Here is an 18863-nt window from a genome sequence, read left to right as displayed (position 1 = left end):
AATTTCACTCGGCGGCCTGAACGTGCCGGGCGTCGATGATCGCCCTTATCTCCGAGCGGCACGACCCGCAGTTGGTTCCGGCGCGCAGCGTCGAGCCGATCGCCTCCAGACTGTCGCAGCCCGCAGCGACCGCCGAAGCGAGCTGGTTGACGCCGACGTGGAAGCATGAGCACACGACCCGCCCGATGGCGGGCATCGGCGCTGGTGAACGCCCGGAAAGAAGCGCATGGCGATCGCCTGCCGACAGCGGCTGGCGGGTGGCCAGCAGCGAGACCAGCCAGTCCCGCGTCGGCAACTGGTCTGGAGCGGCGATCAGCACGGCCTCAGCCATGGCGCCGCCTTCGTCGATCGCAGCGGCGCGATAAGCGAGCCCGCGGCGATCGGTGTATTCGAGCAGTTGATCCTGCCGTTGAACGCCGAGCAGCTTGCGCGCCAGAAGAATGCCCTGGTCCGGCGGCTCGGTCCCCGTCAGTTCGTAGACCCAGCCGCCTTCGACCGCGTAGCGGCTCCAGTGGACGAAACCGGTCGGCCTGAGGTCGCGCCGCGTGATGAGCACGCCGGCCCATCCAGTGTTTTCGCGCACGATTCTGACTGGGACATGCTTCAGTTCCGGCTGGCCGGAATGCGGGTCGGTGACAGGCGAGGACAGCAGGCCGGTGGCGGCCCTGGCCGCGAACTGGCTGCTCCAATGCATGGGCATGAAGGCATGGCCGCGCCGCTGCGCGTTGGTCACACGTACTCTCGCGCGCACGAAACCGAAGCGCGTCGACAGATGGGCAAGGTCACCATCCTTGAGCTGGTGCGCGGCCGCATCCGCCGGATTGAGGTCGACCGCCGGTTCCGGCGTGTTGGCCATCAGGCGCGGCACGGTGCCGGTACGCGTCATGGTGTGCCATTGGTCGCGCAACCGGCCCGTGTTCAGCGCAAGCGGATAGTCCGCATCGACTGTAAACGCCGTCGCCTCCTGCCGCACCGGCACGAAACGCGCACGGCCGTCCGGTGTCGGGAAACGACCGTCCGCAAACAATCTCGTCTGGTACTCGCGCGATTCTGGTGCCGGCCAGTGGCGCGGCGCGAAGCCGGCATAGCCCGCATCGCTGAGGTCCATCAGGCCGCCCAGATCGAACAAGCGCCCCCCATTGTTCTCGAAAGCCGAGAGCGCGGCATGCTCGCGGAAGATTTCGGCCGGCGTCTGGTAGGCAAAAGCATCGCCGAAGCCCATGCGCGCGGCGACCTCGCAGATGATGCGCCAATCGGCTTTCACTTCGCCCGGCGACGGCACGAACGGCCGCTGACGCGAGAGGCGCCGTTCCGAATTTGTGACCGTGCCGTCCTTCTCGCCCCAGGCAGCGGCGGGCAGCAGCACGTCGGCATAGCGCGTGGTGTCGGTGCGGGTCACATCCGAAACCGCGACGAAATCGCATTTGGACAGGGCGGCGCGCACGCGCGACGCGTCCGGCATGCTCACCGCGGGATTAGTGCCCATGATCCACAGCGCCTTGATGCGGCCGTCGGCAACCGCCTGGAACATGTCCACGGCCTTCAGCCCGCCGCGTCGCGCGATTCCGGGCGCCTTCCAGAAGCGGGAGACCCGCTCGACAGCGGCCTGATCCGCGAAGTCCATGTGCGCGGCAAGTTGGTTGGCGAGGCCCCCCACCTCGCGGCCGCCCATGGCGTTCGGCTGGCCCGTGACCGAGAACGGCCCCATGCCTGGCTTGCCAATGCGGCCGGTGGCGAGGTGGCAGTTGAGGATGGCGTTGACCTTGTCGGTTCCATGTGCCGACTGGTTGACGCCCTGGCTGTAGACGGTGACCGTCCGTTCGGTGCCGGCGAAGATCTCATAAAGGGCCTGGACATCCGTGGCCACCAGCCCGCAGCCTTTTGCGACGCGCGCGATCGACGGCGCATCGGCACCGGCCAGCGCGGCAGCGGCTTCGAAGCCCGATGTGCTGGTGCGGATGAAATCCGCGTCGATCTTTCCGCTCTGGACGAGATGCGCCAGAAGGCCGTTGAACAAGAGCACGTCCGTGCCCGGATCAAGCGCCAGGTGCAGGTCGCATTCGTCGGCCGTGGCGGTGCGGCGCGGATCGATGACGACGATCCTGGTTCCGCGTTCGCGCTGCGCCGCGAGCATGCGCTGGTAGAGCACGGGGTGGCACCATGCGGTGTTGGAGCCGGTGAGCACGATCAGATCGGCGTGCTCGAAATCCTCATAGACACCGGGAACGATGTCCTCGCCGAAAGCGCGGCGGTGGCCGGCGACCGACGACGCCATGCACAGCCGCGAATTGGTATCGATATTGCCCGAGCCGATGAAGCCTTTCATCAGCTTGTTGGCGACGTAGTAATCTTCGGTAAGCAACTGGCCGGAGACATAGAAGGCGACCGAGTCCGGCCCATGCTCGGCAATCGCGTCCGAGAATTTCGCGGCGACGAGGTCGAGCGCTTCGTCCCAACTCGTCTGCCTGCCTTGGATTTCGGGCTGAAGCAAGCGGCCATCGAGGCCGAGCGTCTCGGCAAGCGCGGCACCCTTAGAGCAAAGGCGGCCGAAATTGGCCGGGTGCTCGGGATCGCCGCGGACGGTTGCCTTGCCACCCGCGGCGATCTCGGCCACCACGCCGCACCCCACCCCACAATAGGGGCAGGTGGTCCTCACCTCGCGTGCTTCTTCCATGGCTCAGGCTGCTTTCGAGGCCAACGCTTCGAGCGCAATGAACAGCCGTTCGCCTTCGATCCTGACCGGGATCGTCCTAACCGAGCCTTCGTCGGCGCCGAGCGCCTTGCCGGTCTCCAGCGAGATCACCCAATTGTGCAGCGGGCAGGTCACCGCCGCGCCATGGACGATGCCCTGGCTGAGCGGCCCGCCTTTGTGCGGGCAATGGTCTTCGATGGCGAAGACCTGGTCATCCGCGGTGCGGAAAACGGCGATCTTGCCTTGCGGGGTGGCCACGCAACGCGCGCCGCGGCGAGGGACGTCGGAAACGGAGCCGATTGCGATCCAGTTCATTGGGGCACTCCCGTATTTGCTTGATAGGCGAGCGTCCAGGATGGCGCGAACTTCTCCATCACTCGGCCGCCTCGGCGAACCCGACCGAGGCCAGCGGCCGGAACTCGTGCTTGTCTTTGCCGGAGACGCGTTCGGACCACGGGTCGACCTGCGCGAATTTCTGCGAAAAGACGAAGCGCTCGAAGTAGGCGCGGCGCTTCTCCACGTCCTCCAGGACCTGCTTTTTGATCTCGGCGGCACCGACGCGCTTGGCCCATTTGTAGATGCGCTCGAGGTAGCGGGCCTGCTCGCGATACATCTGGACAAGCGCCACGATCACCTCCAGCGCTTCGTCCTCGGTCTTCACCAGACCGAGCACTTCGGTGCCCTTGATGTCGAGGCCGGCGGCGCCAGCGAAGTGGATCTCGTAGCCAGAATCGACGCAGACCACGCCGACATCCTTGCAGGTCGCTTCGGCGCAATTGCGCGGGCATCCCGAGACCGCCATCTTCACCTTGGCCGGGGTCCAGGAACCCCACATGAACTTCTCGATGCGGATGCCCAGCCCCGTCGAATCCTGGGTGCCGAAACGGCACCAGTCGGAGCCGACGCAGGTCTTCACCGTGCGCAGGCCCTTGGCGTAGGCATGACCTGAGACGAAGCCAGCCTTGCCGAGATCGGCCCATACCGCAGGCAGGTCCTCCTTGCGGATGCCAAGCATGTCGATGCGCTGGCCGCCGGTCACCTTCACGGTCGGGATGTCGAACTTATCGACCACGTCGGCGATGGCGCGCAATTCGCTCGCGCTCGTGACGCCACCCCACATGCGCGGCACGACCGAATAGGTGCCGTCCTTCTGGATGTTGGCGTGCACACGCTCGTTGATGAAGCGCGACTGATAGTCGTCGGCATATTGGTCCGGCCAATCGCAGACCAGATAGTAGTTGAGCGCGGGCCGGCACTTCGCGCAGCCGCAGGAGGTCTTCCATTCGAGCTCCTGCATGATGGCCGGTATCGTTTTCAACCCCTTCGCCTTGATCAGGCGCCGCACGTCGTCATGACCGAGGCTCGTGCAGCCGCACATGGGCTGCACGGCCGCCGGATTGTAGGCCTCGCCCAGCGTGAGTTTCAGGAGTTGTTCGACGAGACCCGTGCACGAGCCGCACGAGGCCGAGGCTTTGGTGTGGGCGCGCACGTCGTCGAGCCCGGTCAGCCCTTTGCCGGTGATCGCGCCGGTGATCTTTCCCTTGCAGACGCCGTTGCAGCCGCAGATTTCCGCATCATCCGCCAGTGCCGCAACGGCCGCCAAAGGGTCCGAGGAAGCGCCTCCCTGGAATGCCTGGCCGAAGATCAGCGTGTCGCGCATCTCCGAGATGTCGGTCGCCTTCTTCTTCAAATCATTGAACCAGGCGCCGTCGGCGGTCTCGCCGAACAGCACCGTGCCGATGATGCGGTTGTCCTGCAGCACGACCCGCTTGTAGATGCCGGCCGATGCGTCGCGCAGGATGATCTCCTCGCGGTCGTCGCCGTCGGCAAAGTCGCCGAGCGAATAAAGGTCGATGCCGGTGACCTTGAGCTTGGTCGGCGTGTCGGAATGGACGAAGCGCCTGTCCTCGCCGTTCGCCAGCCCGGCTGCCGCGACGCGGGCCATCTCGTAGAGGGGCGCGACCAACCCGTAGACATGGCCGCCGACCTCGGCGCATTCGCCGAGCGCCATGATCGCCGGATCGGATGTCTGCATGCGGTCGTCGACGACGATGCCGCGATTGACTTCCAGCCCTGCGTCCTTGGCCAGCGCGATATTCGGGCGGATGCCGACCGCCATCACGACCAGCGTCGCCGGAATGATCGTGCCGTCCATGAGTTCGACGCCCTCGACTTTGCCATTGCCGACAATGGCCTTGGTGTTGGCCTTGGTCATGACCTTGATGCCGCGCGCCTCGACGGCCTTCTGCAGCAGATAGCCGGCAGCCGGATCGAGCTGGCGCTCCATCAGTGTCGGCATGACGTGCAGGACGGTCACGTCCATGCCGCGCTCTTTAAGCCCGGCCGCCGCTTCAAGGCCGAGCAAGCCGCCGCCGATGACGATCGCCTTGGCGCGCGACTGCGCGGCAAGCAGCATGGCGTTGACGTCGTCGAGATCGCGGTAGCTGAGCACGCCCGGCAAGTCCTTGCCTGGCACCGGGATGATGAACGGCACCGAGCCGGTGGCGATGATCAGCCTGTCGTAGCCTTCGGTCACGCCGTGGTCCGAGGTGACGGTCCTCGCGTCGCGGTCGATGGCGACGATCCTGTGGCCCTTGTAGAGGGTGATGCCGTGCTTGATGTACCAGCCGTCGCCATGGATGACGATTTCCTCGAACTCCTTCTCGCCCGAAAGCACCGGCGACAGCATGATGCGGTCGTAATTCACGCGCGGCTCGGCGTTGAAGATGGTGACGGCGTAGCGGTCGGGTGCAGCTTCCAGCAGGTGCTCGAGCATCCTGCCGGGGGCCATGCCGTTGCCGATGATGACGAGTTTCTCGCTCATGTCCGGTCAGCTCCGATCTATTCGGCGGCGTAGGTGAGGGGCGCGGGCTTTACGGCGGCCGCGCGCTCCATCCGGCGGATGGTGGCGTGCATCCAGAGAAGGCACGAGACCACGATGACGAACAGCAGCATGAAGCAGCTCGACCAGACGCCGGTGAGGTCGTTCAGCGCGCCGAAGGCGATCGGCAGGATGAAGCCGCCGAGGCCGCCGATCATGCCCACCACCCCGCCGACCGCGCCGACGCTCTGCGGGTAGTAGACGGGGATGTGCTTGTAGACGGCGGCCTTGCCGAGGCTCATGAAGAAGCCGAGCACGCAGGCGACGGCGATGAAGGCGAGCGGGCCGATCTCGACATGGAACGGGATCGGCCCGCTGATACCGCGCACGACGTAATCTGCCGAGGGGAGAGACAGAACGAGGGTCGCGACGGCAGATACGGCGAAGGTCCAATAGAGCACGGTACGGGCGCCGATGCGGTCGGAAAGCACGCCGCCATAAGCGCGGAAAATGCTTGCGGGGATCGAATAGGCGGCGCCGATCATGCCGGCGGTGGCGATGCCGAAGCCATAGACGCCGATCAGATAGCGCGGCAGCCAGAGCGAGAGCGCCACGAACGCACCGAAGGAGAAGAAGTAGTAGAAGGCGAAGCGCCAGACCTGCAGGTTCTTCAGCGGCGCGAATTCCTGCCAGAAGCTTCTCGCCGGTACTGCCTTACCGGCACGGCGCTCGCGGATGACCGGATCGTCGCTGGTCATGAACCAGAACACGCCGGCCATGACAACCAGCGCTGCGGCCCAGATCAGCGCGACCGACTGCCAGCCCCAGGCAATCAGTACGAGCGGCGCCAGGAACTTGGTGACCGCGGCGCCGACATTGCCAACGCCGAAGATGCCGAGAGCCGTGCCTTGTTTGCGCGCGGGGAAGAAGCGCGAAACATAGGCGACGCCGACCGCGAAGGATCCACCGGCAAGCCCGACGCCGAGCGCCGCGACCAGCATCTGCTCATAGGTATGTGCAAAGGCGAGCAGGAAGGTCGCGACCGCCGCCGCGAGCATGGTCATGGTGTAGACCAGCCTGCCGCCGTAGCGGTCGGTCCAGACGCCGAGCACCATGCGCACGAGCGAGCCGGTGAGGATCGGCGTGCCGACCAGCAGTCCGAACTCGGTCTCGTTCAGCCCGAGCTCCTGCTTTATGCGCACGCCGATGATGGAGAAGATCGTCCACACCGCGAAGCAGACGGTGAAGGCGATGGTGGAGATGAGGAGCGCCTGCCGGGAGCTACTGTCCTGGCTGGGCGCGGCTTGGAGGTTTGCGGTCATGGTCGGCTCCGTTTGCGGCGTGGAGGCACCGCGTGTTGTGTTGATCAGAGGCGCGGCATCGGTCAGCGCGGCGAGGCTGTGATCTCCGCGGTCACTTGCGGACCCTTGGCCTCTCTGTCGTGATTGGTGGGAAACAGCAGAACCGCGGCGGCGAACAGCACCGCCGTCAGGATGCTGCTCGCCAGGAAATCGCGGCGGGTGAAGTCCTTCAGGGAAGCGCCAGTTCCGATCCGTTTCGTCATCGTCGTCTCCGTTCGGCGCCGCCTGGGATCGGCGCCTTCGATTGCGTTTCGGTCCAAAACAAAAAAGCTGCCGGCCAGGCCTGTCGCGTCCGTACATCCGGGACACGCGTCGACCTGAGCGGCAGCTTTGCCTGTGGCGCCCGCCATTGGACGCCTGTTCTATTGCCCGCGAGGGGCGCGATTATCTTAAAGCACGAAGCGTGCCAGTTTTGCGTGGAAGACGGATTTCCAGGAGAATCAAAGCGGTAGGCGCTTCAGGCGCCGGCCCGGCGAGCCGAGACACGGTCAAACGTTGATCAACGGAGCGGGCAGGGCGCACAAATTTTGTGCAATGCACAAGAATGGCGCGCAAATGATCAGTCGCGATTCTGGGCCGCGATGTAGGCATCGATCCGATCGGGATCGAAGATCTGGCCGTCGAAGAACCCGTCCGGGCCGAGCACAAGGCTCGCCCCGGCCGAGCCGACCGGCGTCGCGGTCTTCAGCGCGCCTTCCACTTTGGCGTTGGCGCCGGGCAGGGCCACGCCGAGCGGCTTCAGCGCCGAGCGGTACAGATCGGGCCGGTAGCAGTCGCGGGCGATCGCTAGGTTTTGCGGTGTATGCGGCAATTGTCCCCAGCGCACCATCTGCGTGTAGAACCAGAGCGCATGGCTCTTCCAGGGAAAGTTCGCCGCCTTGTCGAAGGGCAGGAAGAAAGCCTCAACGCTGCGCTCCGGGCCGCCGCCGAGCTGAAGTCGCCCGGTGAGTGCCGGCATCTGGATCGCCTCCGGCTGCCCGAGGAACGCAGGCTTGGCCATCAGCGCGGCCAGCGCGCCGCGGTTCACCGGATCCTGGCACCAGCGCGCGGAGTGATGCAGCGCTCTCAGCAACGCCGCCAGCGCGTCGGGGTTTTCCTCGGCCCAGCTTCTGCGCGCGCCGATCACCTTTTCCGGGCTGTTGCGCCACAGCAGCGCCTTGACGGTGACGATGCGGCCGGTGCCGGCGGCGACGGCGGCACTGTTCCAGGGCTCTCCGACGCAATAGCCGTCGATGCGGCCGGCGGAGAGCGCATCGGCCATGAAGGGCGGCGGCACGATGACGATCTCGACATCGCGGTCGGGATCGATGCTGCAGGCGGCGAGCCAGTAGCGCAGCTCGTAATTATGCCCGGAATGCGGATGGACGACGGCGAAACGCAAAGGCTCGCGGCCGGCGGCCGCCCGCTCGCGGATCAGAGCGCCAAGCGCCGTCCCGGCGCGCGCCGGATCGAGATCGGGCGCGGCCCCGTGCGCCGCCATGCCTTGCCACACCGCATTGGAGACGGTGACGCAGTTGCCGCCAAGCCCGAGCGAGAAGGGCACTATGGTCTCCGAGGCAAGCGGCGTGAGGCCGAGGCTGCAGGCGAGCGGCATCGGCCCCAGCATATGTGCCACATCGAAATGGCCGATGGCGATGCGGTCTCGGATGTTGGCCCACGAGGTCTCGCGATGCAGCTTGAGCTCGATGCCTTCGCGGGCGGCAAAGCCCATCTCGCCGGCCGCTACAAGGACGGCGCTGTCGAAGAGCGGCATGAAGCCGGCGGTGATCTCGTGCGCGGCAGTCTTGCTCATTCGCCCTCCAGCGGGCCCAGCAATCCCGCCGCCGTCACCAGGCTCTGGGCGATGTCGGCGATCTTGCGGTTCTGGTTCATGGCGGTCTTGCGAAGAAGCGCGTAAGCGGCCTCCTCGCTCAAGCCGCGCGACTTCATCAATATGCCTTTGGCGCGATCGACGACCTTGCGGTTCTCGAGCTCGCTGCGCGCCTCCTCCAGTTCGCGCGCCATGCGCGAGAAGGCGTTGAAGCGGCTGATCGTCATGTCAAGAATCGGCTTGATGCGCTCCTTCTTCAGCCCGTCGACCACATAGGCGGACACGCCCGCTTCGACCGCCGCCTCGATCGAGGCCCGGTCGGAGCGGTCGACGAACATAGCGATCGGCCGTTTCACTGCTCGCGAAAGCTGGAACATGTTCTCCAGCATGTCGCGGTTGGGGTTTTCGAGATCGATGACGATGACATCCGGCTCGATCTCGGCGATGCGCTTGGCAATGCCGGCCACGTCATGAACAACGGTGACATGGCGATGGCCGGCGTCCCGCAATCCGGCCTCAATGATCGAGGCGCGGATGCGGTTCTCGTCGATAACAAGGATGGTCAACGAACCAGCGGACATGCGCCCTATTGTGCAGCCCGGCCGGAATTGTGCAATGCGGTAGCGTGGTCCGCGGCGACTTTCCCACGCCCAAACGCCGCCGGCCAGTCGCCGATATTCGAAGCTTCTAATTTTCGAAGGCAGGTTTTTCGCTGGGCCAAAAAGGTCAAAAACGTATCAGTCGGCGCGGCGTGGCGAGGTGGCGCACATCCTTGGCCGCCGCTATCCTGACCCTAGATGAGCCGGAACAAACGGCCGCGGTTCGAAGGCTGGCACAGCCTGCGGGAGGAATCGATGGGACCCGATCTGGAAGTCATACAGATAAGGCCTGGCGAGTCGTTCGCGGTGAGGTGGCATGGCTATCCCTACCATACGGTGCGCTGGCATTTTCATCCGGAATACGAACTGCACCAGATCGTCGCGACCAAGGGCCGCTATTTCGTCGGCGACTTCATCGGCGAGTTCGAGGTCGGCAACCTCGTTCTCACCGGTCCGAACCTGCCGCACAACTGGATCAGCGAGGTTCCGGAAGGTCAGTCAGTTCCGCTGCGCTGCAGGCTGGTCCAGTTCAGCGAGGAATTCATCGGCGGCGCGATCGCCACTTTTCCCGAGCTTGGCGCGGTCTCGCCACTGCTCGAGCTCGCGCGGCGCGGCGTCCTGTTCAGCGCCAGTGTGAGCAGGGCGGTCATGCCGTTGCTGGCGGAGATCACTCATGCTTACGGCGTTCACCGGATCAGCCTGTTCATGTCGATCATGGAGGCGCTGAGCCGCGAAACTACGCCGCGCGTGCTCGCCAGCGAGAACTATCTGCCGGACCCGTCCGGATACATGTCTGCGGGCATGAACCAGGCGCTCGCCTATATCCGCGAGAACCTGACCCAGCAATTCAACGAAGGCGATCTGGCGGCAATCGCGGGACAGACGCCGAGCGCCTTCTCGCGCTCGTTTCGCAAGCATACCGGCATGTCGCTGCTGCAGTACATCAAGCGGCTGCGCATCAACCTCGCTTGCCAGATCCTGATGAGCGACGAAGAGGCGCAGATCTCGGACATCTGCTTCGAGGTCGGCTTCAACAATCTGTCGAACTTCAATCGCCAGTTCCTGGCCGAGAAGGGCATGCCGCCTTCGCAGTTCAGGAGATTGGTTGCGGATAATTTCGCGGCCGCGCGCGCCGCATAGAAAGGAGTTCGGGAGGAGAAACAAGCCTTAGACAAGAACCAGGACGAAGCGGTGGGTCGCGCAAGCGAACCAGCGATGGACGAGTATTTCCTCGTGTCATGCCAGCGGGAGGAAGCCGTGAGGCTGCTGCACGAGTTCACTGGACTTCCGATGGGGTGCGCGAGCAGCATCCGCGGCTCGATGTCGAAGTCCGTTTAGATCACACAATGGGAATTGGAGAAGACCTTATGTCCAGATACGTGTCCAGATTGACAGCAGCCGCGATGGCCGTCTCGAGCCTCGCTCTTGGGGCGACTTTTGCCAATGCGCAGGATATCGCCGGCTCCACGGTCGCGTTCCTGATGCCCGACCAGGGCTCGACGCGTTACGAAGAGCATGATCATCCGGGCTTCGTCGCTGAAATGAAGAAGCTTTGCGACAGCTGCAAGGTGCTCTATCTCAATGCCGACGCCGACGTCACCAAGCAACAGCAGCAGTTCAACTCCGTCATCACCCAGGGCGCGAAGGTTGTCGTGCTCGACCCGGTCGATTCCGCGGCGGCGGCCTCGCTGGTGCACAATGCGCAGGCTCAGGGCGTCAAGGTGATCGCCTATGACCGTCCGATCCCCACGGCCAAGGCCGATTTCTATGTATCGTTCGACAACAAGGCCATCGGCAAGGCGATCGCCGCCTCGCTGGTCGAGCATCTCAAGGCCAAGGGCGTGTCGAGCGACGGCGATGTCGGCGTGCTGCAGATCAACGGCTCGCCGACCGACGCCGCGGCGGGCCTGATCAAGGACGGCATCCATGAGGGTCTCAAGACCGGCAGCTACAAGACGCTCGCCGAGTTTGACACGCCGAACTGGGCGCCATCGAATGCCCAGCAATGGGCGGCGGGACAGATCTCGCGCTTCGGCAACAAGATCGTCGGCGTGGTCGCCGCCAACGACGGCACGGGCGGCGGCGCCATTGCCGCCTTCAAGGCAGCCGGCGTCGATCCGGTGCCGCCGGTGACGGGCAACGACGCGACGATCGCCGCCTTGCAGCTCATCATTGCCGGCGACCAGTACAACACTATCTCCAAGCCGAGCGAAATCGTCGCCGCGGCGGCGGCAAACGTTGCTGTGCAGCTTCTCAAGGGCGAGACTCCGAAAGCCGAGACAACGCTGTACGATACGCCCTCGCAACTCTTCGTGCCGGCGGTGGTGACGCAGGAGAATTTGAAGGCCGAAATCATCGACAAGAAGATCCAGACCGCAGCCCAGCTCTGCACCGACCGCTACGCCGAAGGCTGCAAGAAGCTCGGCATTCAATAAGGAGCGATGCGGCTGAAGCCGCATCGTCTCCCAAAGCGATGCGGCGCAGCCGCGTCGCCTGCGATATGCTCGGCTGGCCCGTCAGGGCTGAGAGCCGGGTGTGTCCGGCCGCTCCCTCCTGGCGGCCGGACAGATCGACCAAAACGCGGGAAGAGACACGCAATGGCAATACCCGACGCACCGCCCACGACGAGCCGTCCGCCGGTGCTTAGCCTGCGCGGCATCTCGAAGAATTTCGGCGCGGTGTCGGCTCTCACCGACGTCGATCTCGACATCAATGCCGGGGAAATCGTAGCCCTGGTTGGCGACAACGGCGCCGGCAAGTCGACGCTGGTGAAAATCCTGGCCGGCGCGCATATGCCGAGCTCGGGCTCGATCACTTTCGACGGCCAGCCGGTGACGCTTGCCAATCCCGCCGCGGCGCTGAAGCTCGGCATCGCCACCGTCTTCCAGGATCTCGCGCTCTGCGAAAACCTCGACGTCGTGGCCAACATCTTTCTCGGCCGCGAGCTTCATCCGCTTCGCCTCGACGAGGTCTCGATGGAGGTCCGCGCCTGGACACTGCTCAACGAGCTCTCGGCACGGATTCCCAGCGTGCGCGAGCCGGTGGCGTCGCTGTCGGGCGGGCAGCGGCAGACGGTGGCGATCGCCCGCTCGCTGCTGATGGAGCCGCGCGTGATCCTCCTCGACGAGCCCACCGCCGCACTCGGCGTCGCGCAGACCGCTGAAGTGCTGAATCTCATTGAGCGCGTGCGGGATCGCGGGCTGGGCGTCGTCATGATCAGCCACAACATGGAGGACGTGCGCGCCGTGGCCGACCGCATCGTGGTGCTGAGGCTCGGCCGCAACAACGGCATCTTCCTGCCCGGCGCCTCCAATCAGGAGCTGGTCACGGCGATCACCGGCGCCGACGACAATGCGGTCTCGCGGCGCGGCAGGCGCACGGCCGAGAAAGCGCAAGGAGAACAGCCATGACCACGGCGTCCGACCGCAATCCCGGCGCGCTGCTCGATCGCAGCGACGAACGGCTGAAGGATCGCAGCGGCGCCAAGGGTGTCATCAGGGGCTTCCTCGACCGCGTCCGCTCCGGCGATCTCGGCTCGCTGCCCGTGGTTGTCGGGCTGGTTTTGATCTGCACGATCTTCCAGACGCTCAACCCGGTATTCCTGTCGCCGAACAATCTGGTCAATCTTTTGTTCGACTGCTCGACGGTCGGCATCATCTCGCTCGGGATCGTCTGCGTGCTAATGGTGGGCGAGATCGACCTGTCCGTCGGGTCCGTCAGCGGCCTGGCCTCCGCGCTGCTCGGCGTGCTGTGGGTGCAGTGGGGCTGGCCGGTCGCGCTTGCCATGCTGGCGGCGATGGCGGTCGGGTTCGTGACCGGCTGCGTCTACGCGCTGCTGCTCAACAGGCTCGGCATGCCAAGCTTCGTCTCGACGCTTTCGGGCCTGCTCGCCTTCCTGGGATTGCAGCTCTACATCCTCGGCCCGACGGGCTCGATCAACCTGCCTTACGATTCGCCGCTGGTGAATTTCGGCCAGCTTCTGGTGATGCCACACTGGGTGTCGCACACTTTGGCCGTCGTGCCCGGCGTGCTTGCCCTGGCTCTCGGCTATCGCAAGGCGCAACGCCGCCAGGCCGCCGGCCTGTCATCGCGTTCGCTGGGCGGGCTGCTGCTCCAGGCGGTCGCGATCACGGTCGCGCTCGAACTGGTGGCTTACTACCTCAACCTGTCGCGCGGCGTGCCCTGGATGTTCGCGTTGTTCGTCGGCCTGGTCGTGGCGATGAACTATGCGCTGAAGCGCACCCAATGGGGCCGCTCGATGACCGCTGTCGGCGGCAACCGCGAAGCGGCGCGTCGCGCCGGCATCAATGTCCGGCTGATCTACGCCAGCGCCTTCGCGCTCTGCGCCACGCTGGCGGCGACGGGCGGCCTGCTCTCGGCAGCACGCCTGGCAACCGCCAGCCAGCAGGCCGGCACCGGCGACGTCAATCTCAACGCCATCGCGGCGGCCGTCATCGGCGGCACCAGCCTGTTCGGCGGCCGCGGCAGCGCCTATTCGGCGCTGCTTGGCATCATCGTCATCCAATCCATCGCAAGCGGCCTGACGCTGCTCGATCTGTCATCCTCGCTCCGGTACATGATCACCGGCTGCGTGCTGGCGATCGCGGTCATCGTCGATTCTCTCGCCCGCCGCTCGCGTGTCTCACACGGCCGCGCCTGACGGCCTATCGAAGAGGATCGCAATGTCTGAAAGTCTTTCCGGCAAGGTTGCCGCAATCACTGGCGCTGCCTCGGGCATCGGGTTGGAATGCGCCCGCACCATGCTCGCAGCCGGCGCGAAGGTCGTCCTTGTCGACCGGGCCGAGGACCGGCTTCAGAAACTTGTCGCGGAGCTCGGCGACAATGCTTATGCCGTCGTCACCGACCTGCTCGATCCGGCGAGCGTCAACCGCATGATGCCCGAGATCCTCGAAAAGGCGGGCCAGCTCGACATCTTCCATGCCAATGCCGGCGCCTATGTCGGCGGGGAGGTAGCGTCGGGCGATCCCGACCAGTGGGATAGGATGCTCAACCTCAACGTCAACGCCGTGTTCCGCACGGTGCACGCCGTGCTGCCGCATATGATCGAGCGGAAGAGCGGCGATATCATCGTCACCAGTTCGGTGGCCGGCTTCGTTCCCGTGGTCTGGGAGCCGATCTACACCGCCTCGAAATTCGCCGTGCAGGCATTCGTCCATACGGTCCGGCGCCAGGTGCTGAAGCACGGCATTCGCGTCGGTGCAGTCGCTCCCGGTCCGGTGGTGACGGCGCTGCTCAGCGACTGGCCAAAGGCCAAGATGGAAGAAGCGCTCGCCGCCGGCAGCCTGATGGAGGCGAAGGAAGTGGCGGACGCCGTGCTGTTCATGCTGACGCGACCGCGCAACATCACCATTCGCGACCTCGTCATCCTGCCGCAGAGCGTGGACATCTGAGCGGCTTGCCGACCGGCCTTCGCAGAACGGAACCGCCGCCATGATCCTCGACCGCTTCCGACTGGACGACAATGTCGCGCTGGTGACCGGCGGCACGCGCGGCATCGGCCTCGCCATCGCGAAGGCGCTCGGCGAAGCCGGCGCACGCGTCGTCGTTGCGGGCCGGACGATGAAGGATGATGCGCGGCAGGAACTCGCGGGCCTCGCCTTCGACTTTCACGCCGCCGAGATGCTGGACGAGAAAGCGCCGGACAGGCTGGTCGCCGACACGCTCGCCAAGGCCGGCCGCCTCGACATCCTGGTCAATAGCGCCGGCATCGCCATCCATGGCGACAGCGGCGACTATCCGGAGGACATCTGGCGGCAGACGATGGTGATCAATGTCGATGCCGTCTTTCGCTGCTGCAGGGCGGCGCTGGCGCCGATGCGGCGCCAGGGAGGCGGCGCGATCCTCAATGTCGGCTCGATTTCCGGCATCGTCTCCAACATTCCCCAGAACCAGGTCGCCTACAACAGTTCCAAGGCGGCGGTGCACATGATGACCAAGAGCCTCGCCAGCGAGGTGGCGGCCGATAACATCCGCGTCAACGCCGTCGCGCCCGGCTATATCGAAACGGACCTTTCGCGCGGCGGCATCGAGAATCCGGAATGGTTCCCGATCTGGCGCGGCATGACGCCGATGGGCCGCGTCGGCCAGCCGGAAGAAGTTGCGGCGGCCGCACTTTTCCTGTGCTCTCCCGCCTCGAGCTACGTGACCGGCGAGGTGCTGGTCATCGACGGCGGCTATACCACACGCTGAGATGGCGCTGAGCCAGGGCGCTGAGACAGGAGAATTGCCATGAAACTCAAGGACAAGGTCGCCGTCGTCACCGGCGGCGCGCAAGGGATCGGCGCAGCCATCGTGCGCGGTTTCGCCGCCGAAGGCGCCCATGTCGTCATCGCCGATATGGCACTAGACAAGGCGGAAGCACTTGCGCGCGAGCTCGAAGGCAAAGCTACCGCTCTGCAACTCGACGTGCGCGACCACGCCTCGATCGAGGCGATGGTCGCTTCGGTGACGAGGACGCATGGCGGGATCGACATCCTGGTCAACAATGCCGCCGTCTTCGACATGGGGCCGCTTCTCGAGATTTCGGAGAAAAGCTTCGACCTGCAATTCTCGGTCAATGTGAAAGGGCTGTTGTTCACGCTGCAGGCGGTGGCCAAGCGTATGGTCGCCCAGGGGCGCAAGGGGAAGATCATCAACATGGCCTCGCAGGCGGGTCGGCGCGGCGAGGCGCTGGTCGCCGTCTACTGCGCCACCAAGGCCGCCGTAATCAGCATCACGCAGTCGGCCGGCCTTGCGCTGATCAAGCACGGCATCAACGTCAACGGCATCGCGCCGGGTGTGGTCGACACGCCGATGTGGGACCAGGTCGACGCGCTGTTCGCGCGCTACGAGAACCTGCCGATCGGCGAGAAGAAGCGGCAGGTCGGGCTGGCGGTGCCGGCCGGACGCATGGGCGATCCCGACGATTACCGGGGTGCGGCCGTCTTCCTGGCATCGAGCGAGGCCGACTACGTCGTGGCGCAGACGCTCAATGTGGACGGCGGCAACTGGATGAGTTGATTGGCCGAAGCTCGAGGCCCCGCCTGCGACAATCGGGCAGGAACGATCTGGCGGCTGACGCATTTTGGTTCCCATCAACCGTTTGAGGGAACCATGCGCATCGCTCATGTCGCGCCGCTCTACGAATCCGTGCCGCCGAAACTATATGGCGGCACCGAGCGGATCGTGTCCTATCTCACCGAAGCGCTGGTGGAAGTCGGGCACGAAGTGACCCTGTTCGCCAGCGGCGACAGTGAGACCTCGGCGCGGCTGGTGCCCGGTCGCGACCAGGCGATCCGTCTTGATCCGCGGCCGAAAAAGTCCGAGATTGCGGCGCATATGGCGATGCTTTGCCAGGTGCGCGAGCGGGCGGACGAGTTCGACGTCATCCACTTCCATCTCAGCCATTTCGTGCATTTTCCATTCTTCGAACACATGGCGGGGCGAACGGTGACGACCCCGCATGGCCGGCTCGACTATGTCGACCTGGCGCCGGCCTACAAGCGCTTCCCGCGCTTTCCGATGATCTCCATCTCGCACAGCCAGAAGCGCGGATTGCCCGACGCCAACTGGCTGGCGACGATCCATCACGGCATTCCGGTCGATGCGTATCAGCCCACCTACAATCCCTCGGCCGAGGAACCCTATTTGGCTTTCCTGGGCCGGCTGTCTCGCGACAAGCGCCCGGATCGAGCGATCGAGATCGCGCGAAGTTCCGGTTTGAAGCTTAAGCTGGCGGCCAAGATCGGCGATGACGATCGCGCCTATTTTCACGACGAGATCGAGGCGCTCGTCGACGGCGACCGGGTCGACTATGTCGGCGAGATCGCGGAACACGAGAAGGCCGAGTTTCTCGGCAATGCCGCGGGCCTGCTGTTTCCCATAGACTGGCCGGAGCCGTTCGGCCTGGCGCCGATCGAGGCGATGGCTTGCGGCACGCCGGTAATCGCCTGGAACTGCGGCGCCCTGCCGGAGCTCATCGACCAGGGCGTGACCGGCTTTGTCGTGGACTCTGTCGATGATGCGGTCGCTGCGATGCCGGTCCTGCTCGGACTGGACCGACGGCAGGTGAGAGTGGTCTTCGAAAAGCGGTTTTCAGCCACCAGGATGGCGCGCGACTATCTTGCCGCCTATATGCGCCTGATCGGCATCCAGGAGGCGAGAGCCTCCTGATCGGCATTCTCTTGGGGCGGGGCAAGCGAAGAGGTCACGAATGACGCAGCTCGACGAGCGCAAGCTCGATCCCGCCGTAGCCCTTGCCTCGCTCGACGAAACTGCGCCGCGGGAGCCGCACCGGCTGTTCGCGCTCAAACAGGGCGATTGTTTCGCGGTCACCGACGCCTATGGTGACATCAGGGGCGCCGGCGACGGTTTCTTTCGCGACGACACGCGCGTTCTTTCCGAGTTCCGCCTGACGATCGGCGGCAGGCCGATGTCGCTGCTCGGCGCCTCGCTCAGCCAGGACAATGTTCTCTTCACCAGCAACCTCACCAACTTGCCGATACAGAGCGCCGCCGGCCGCGACATTCCGCAAGGCGCGATCCATATCGAGCGCGTCAGGCTGATCTGGCAGGACAGGCTATTCGATCGCATCACGCTTTCCAACTACAGCCGCGAGCATTCGACCATCGCCATCTCCTTGCATTTCGCCGCCGACTTTCGCGACATGTTCGAGGTGCGCGGCTCGACACGGCCGAAACGTGGAACGGTCCATCTGGCGAAGACCGACAAGGCGTCCGTTATGCTCGGCTATGACGGTCTCGACGGCCTGCCGCGCCAGTCGGCAATCTCCTTCTCGCAAGCTCCCGACCAACTGAGCGACAATCGAGCCGACTTCCTGATCGCGGTGACCAAGCGCAGCAGCAAGGTGCTTTATGTCGAGGTGGGCCCGGAAGTTGCCGAAACGCCGAATCGCGACCGGTTCCGGGCCGCTGCCGCACGCGCGCGTTTTGCCATGCGCGCCAAGCGTCGGCATGGCGCCACGGTCCACAGCTCCGGTCGCGTCTTCAACGATTGGGTCGAACGCGCCCGCGCGGATGTCGCGTTGCTTACCACCGAGCTTCCTACCGGGCCTTATCCTTATGCCGGCATCCCGTGGTTCTCCACGGCCTTCGGCCGCGACGGCGTGATCTCCGGCTTGCAGATGCTGTGGCTCAATCCGGGTCTCGCGCGCGGCGTGCTGGCGTTCCTTGCCGAACATCAGGCGACGGAGACGTCGCCCTTCATCGATTCCCAGCCAGGCAAGATCATGCACGAGACGCGCAAGGGCGAAATGGCGGCGCTGCGCGAACTTCCCTTCGGCCGCTATTATGGCGGCGTCGACACGACCCCGCTCTACATTCATCTCGCCTGCGCCTATGCCGACCGCACCGGCGACATGGCCTTCATCGACACGCTCTGGCCATCGCTCAAGGCGGCGGCCGAGTGGACGGAAGAGGCAAGCCGGGCAACGGGTTTCGTCACCTACCAACGCGCAGCGGAGTCCGGCCTCGCCAACCAGGGCTGGAAAGACAGCGTCGACTCGGTCTTCCATGCCGACGGCCGCATGCCCAAGGGACCGATCGCGCTGGTCGAAGTGCAA

At 65.0% G+C, this 18863-nt stretch carries 16 protein-coding genes; 9 read left to right on the top strand and 7 right to left on the bottom strand.

Annotation, left to right across the window (positions count from 1 at the left end):
* Window positions 1-4 precede the first annotated feature (4 nt).
* The 7 genes from EOA79_RS00080 to EOA79_RS00050 all read right to left on the bottom strand — a co-directional run bounded on the left by EOA79_RS00080 (window position 5) and on the right by EOA79_RS00050 (window position 9265).
* Entirely contained in the window at window positions 5-2674 is a 2670-nt protein-coding gene (locus tag EOA79_RS00080) for a nitrate reductase (protein ID WP_095824990.1), read from the bottom strand.
* A 3-nt stretch (window positions 2675-2677) separates the two neighbouring features.
* The gene (nirD, locus tag EOA79_RS00075) at window positions 2678-3007 is read right to left on the bottom strand and encodes a nitrite reductase small subunit NirD (RefSeq protein ID WP_095824989.1); all 330 of its coding nucleotides are present in this window, start codon (window positions 3005-3007) and stop codon (window positions 2678-2680) included.
* 58 nt (window positions 3008-3065) lie between these two features.
* Window positions 3066-5516 carry a nitrite reductase large subunit NirB gene (gene nirB / locus EOA79_RS00070; protein ID WP_095824988.1) on the bottom strand — a complete coding sequence of 817 codons (2451 nt, stop codon included), beginning with the start codon at window positions 5514-5516 and terminating at the stop codon, window positions 3066-3068.
* A gap of 17 nt (window positions 5517-5533) precedes the next feature.
* Window positions 5534-6835: a nitrate/nitrite transporter gene (locus tag EOA79_RS00065; protein WP_095824987.1), complete on the bottom strand. Its 1302-nt coding sequence runs from the start codon at window positions 6833-6835 to the stop codon at window positions 5534-5536.
* Between the two features lie 62 nt (window positions 6836-6897).
* Complete coding sequence (locus tag EOA79_RS00060) at window positions 6898-7077, bottom strand: hypothetical protein (protein WP_095825034.1); 180 nt, start codon at window positions 7075-7077, stop codon at window positions 6898-6900.
* 356 nt (window positions 7078-7433) lie between these two features.
* Window positions 7434-8666, bottom strand: coding sequence for a CmpA/NrtA family ABC transporter substrate-binding protein (locus EOA79_RS00055; RefSeq protein ID WP_095824986.1), 1233 nt, complete (start codon window positions 8664-8666; stop codon window positions 7434-7436).
* Window positions 8663-9265 carry an ANTAR domain-containing response regulator gene (locus EOA79_RS00050; RefSeq protein WP_066992153.1) on the bottom strand — a complete coding sequence of 201 codons (603 nt, stop codon included), beginning with the start codon at window positions 9263-9265 and terminating at the stop codon, window positions 8663-8665. Before EOA79_RS00050 ends, EOA79_RS00055 begins: the two co-directional genes overlap by 4 nt.
* A 273-nt stretch (window positions 9266-9538) precedes the next feature.
* Here EOA79_RS00050 and EOA79_RS00045 point away from each other — a divergent pair, with 273 nt between their 5' ends.
* The 9 genes from EOA79_RS00045 to EOA79_RS00005 all read left to right on the top strand — a co-directional run.
* Complete coding sequence (locus tag EOA79_RS00045) at window positions 9539-10423, top strand: AraC family transcriptional regulator (protein WP_066992353.1); 885 nt, start codon at window positions 9539-9541, stop codon at window positions 10421-10423.
* 227 nt (window positions 10424-10650) lie between these two features.
* On the top strand, window positions 10651-11718 hold the full coding sequence (locus tag EOA79_RS00040) for a sugar ABC transporter substrate-binding protein (RefSeq protein ID WP_066992156.1): 1068 nt from the start codon (window positions 10651-10653) through the stop codon (window positions 11716-11718).
* A gap of 162 nt (window positions 11719-11880) precedes the next feature.
* Window positions 11881-12693 (top strand): ATP-binding cassette domain-containing protein, encoded by an 813-nt coding sequence (locus EOA79_RS00035; RefSeq protein WP_066992159.1) that lies wholly within the window; start codon window positions 11881-11883, stop codon window positions 12691-12693.
* Window positions 12690-13943 carry an ABC transporter permease gene (locus EOA79_RS00030; RefSeq protein ID WP_095802294.1) on the top strand — a complete coding sequence of 418 codons (1254 nt, stop codon included), beginning with the start codon at window positions 12690-12692 and terminating at the stop codon, window positions 13941-13943. The genes EOA79_RS00035 and EOA79_RS00030 overlap by 4 nt, the downstream gene beginning before the upstream one ends.
* A 22-nt stretch (window positions 13944-13965) precedes the next feature.
* Window positions 13966-14694, top strand: a complete 729-nt coding sequence (locus EOA79_RS00025; protein WP_067328815.1) for an SDR family oxidoreductase — start codon at window positions 13966-13968, stop codon at window positions 14692-14694.
* A gap of 40 nt (window positions 14695-14734) precedes the next feature.
* Window positions 14735-15493 (top strand): glucose 1-dehydrogenase, encoded by a 759-nt coding sequence (locus tag EOA79_RS00020; protein ID WP_095824985.1) that lies wholly within the window; start codon window positions 14735-14737, stop codon window positions 15491-15493.
* A 39-nt stretch (window positions 15494-15532) separates the two neighbouring features.
* Complete coding sequence (locus EOA79_RS00015; protein WP_095824984.1) at window positions 15533-16303, top strand: L-iditol 2-dehydrogenase; 771 nt, start codon at window positions 15533-15535, stop codon at window positions 16301-16303.
* A 93-nt stretch (window positions 16304-16396) separates the two neighbouring features.
* Window positions 16397-17455, top strand: coding sequence for a glycosyltransferase family 4 protein (locus EOA79_RS00010; RefSeq protein WP_067328822.1), 1059 nt, complete (start codon window positions 16397-16399; stop codon window positions 17453-17455).
* 40 nt (window positions 17456-17495) lie between these two features.
* Window positions 17496-18863 (top strand): glycogen debranching N-terminal domain-containing protein (locus tag EOA79_RS00005; RefSeq protein WP_281060248.1); only part of this gene is annotated, 1368 nt, incomplete at its 3' end.

Source organism: Mesorhizobium sp. M1A.F.Ca.IN.020.03.2.1 (assembly GCF_004023205.1).
Lineage (GTDB): Bacteria > Pseudomonadota > Alphaproteobacteria > Rhizobiales > Rhizobiaceae > Mesorhizobium.
Note: the sequence above shows the minus strand (reverse complement) of the source record. Positions and strands in the feature narration are given on the sequence as shown.